1 protein-coding gene and 1 pseudogene are annotated in these 1,720 nt (G+C 64.7%); one reads left to right on the top strand and one right to left on the bottom strand.

Annotation, left to right across the window (positions count from 1 at the left end; translation table 11 throughout):
- Positions 1-63 precede the first annotated feature (63 nt).
- Positions 64-969: a PAC2 family protein gene (locus AHiyo1_RS16215; RefSeq protein ID WP_059389238.1), complete on the bottom strand. Its 906-nt coding sequence runs from the start codon at positions 967-969 to the stop codon at positions 64-66.
- Positions 970-1,148: 179 nt separating this feature from the next.
- Between AHiyo1_RS16215 and AHiyo1_RS16210 the strand changes: the two are divergent.
- A pseudogene (locus tag AHiyo1_RS16210) lies at positions 1,149-1,720 on the top strand (HAD family hydrolase); the annotation flags it as partial.

The raw sequence follows: 1,720 nt of genomic DNA, 5'->3' as shown, positions 1-1,720 counted from the left end.
CGCGGGGTTCACTTACGGCCCATAATGTCCCCTTGGACGGGCCGTAAGTGACCCCGCGTTGGGTTAGGGCTTGTCCTTGCCCCTGCGTTTGAGATAGCGCTCGAACTCGCGGGCGATGGATTCGCCACTGGCCTCCGGCAGGTCGGCCGTGTCCTTGGCCTCCTCGAGCTGCCGCACGTAGGCGGCGATTTCGGGGTCTTCGGTGGCCAGTTCGTCCACGCCCCGCTCCCAGGCCTCGGATTCCTCGTTGAGGGCGTGGGTGTCCAGCGGCACCTGGAGCAGGTCCTCGATCCTGTTCAAGATGGCCAGTTGCGCCTTGGGGGAGGGCGGTTGGGCGACATAGTGCGGCACGGCCGCCCACAGCGACACCGTGGGCAAGCCCGCGAGCAGCGCGAATTCCGCCAGCACGCCCACAATGCCTACCGGACCCTCGTACTGCGAAGCCTCCAGGTTCAACCGCTGCCGCAATCCGCTGTCGTCCGAGGTGGTGCTCACGGGGATTGGGCGGCTGTGCGGGACATCGGCCAGAAGGGCGCCGATCAACACCACATAGTCGACCTTGAGCGTTTCAGCGTGGACCAGAAGCTCGGCCGTGTAGGCACGCCAGCGGTAGGACGGCTCGGTGCCGAGCACGAACACCGCATCGACGTTGCTGTCCGGGACGCTGGCCTTGTACAAGCGCGTGGAAGGCCACTTCACTTTGCGCGTCCCGGCGGCCGTGCGTCGCACAGTCGGCCTGGTGAACTGGAAGTCGTAATAGTCGTCGGCATCAACGGATGCCACTTTCTTTCCTTGCCACAACTTGTTCAAGTAGTGCAGGGAATCGCTGGCCGCCTCACCGGCGTCGTTCCAACCTTCGAAAGCCGCGAGCATCACGGTGATGCGCTGACCTTCGGCTACAGGCTGGAGAAGGCGCTCAGGCTCCGGTGAAGTGGCCTGTCCGTCAGGGGCTCCGTCCAAACTGTTCATTCACTCACCCTACGTCCAACACCGCCACCGATGCATGGCGTGCGGGGACCGGCGTGGCCATACTTCGCCCCGGGCGTAGAGCGGCAATCGCCCTGCCTCCTTCCACGTAGACTTTAGGCATGCTTGCTTCAGCCACCCAGCCCTTTGTAAAAGCCGAGCTCAAAGCCGCGCTATGGGACATGGATGGCACCCTGGTGGACACCGAGCCGTATTGGATTGCCGCAGAGCGCACCCTCGTGGAGTCCTACGGAGGCGCCTGGAGCCATGAACAAGCCATGCAGCTCGTAGGGCAATCGCTCATGCACTCGGCCGGCATTCTCCAAAAGGCTGGAGTGAACCTGGAGAAGCGGGAGATCGTTGACTCCTTGAGCGCCAGGTCATCGACCGCCTCCGCGTCGAGGTGCCGTGGCGGCCCGGTGCCAAGGAGCTGCTGGACGAGCTGTATCAATCGGGCGTCCGCTGCGCCCTCGTGACGATGTCCGAAGGCCCGATGGCCCGGGAAGTCGTCGCCAACCTCCCCAAGCCCTACTTCGAGTTCCTCATCACGGGGGACACCGTCAGCCAAGGAAAACCCCACCCCGAGGCTTACCTCGCCGCCGTCGAGCGGCTCCGGGACACGGATCCTGCGCTGACCGTGGATCACTGCGTCGCCCTCGAGGATTCCGTGCCGGGCGTTGCGTCCGCGATCGCCTCCGGGGTGGTCACGGTGGGAATTCCGCACCAAATGGCTTTGCCCGAGGATGCCCGCCGG

This window comes from Arthrobacter sp. Hiyo1 (assembly GCF_001263615.2).
Taxonomy (GTDB): domain Bacteria; phylum Actinomycetota; class Actinomycetes; order Actinomycetales; family Micrococcaceae; genus Arthrobacter.
This window is presented reverse-complemented; position numbering and strand designations above follow the sequence as displayed.

Bases quoted from the DNA above. Each gene is read 5' to 3' on its own strand.
- AHiyo1_RS16215 (WP_059389238.1), bottom strand. From the start codon at position 969: ATGAACAGTTTGGACGGAGCCCCTGACGGACAGGCCACTTCACCGGAG.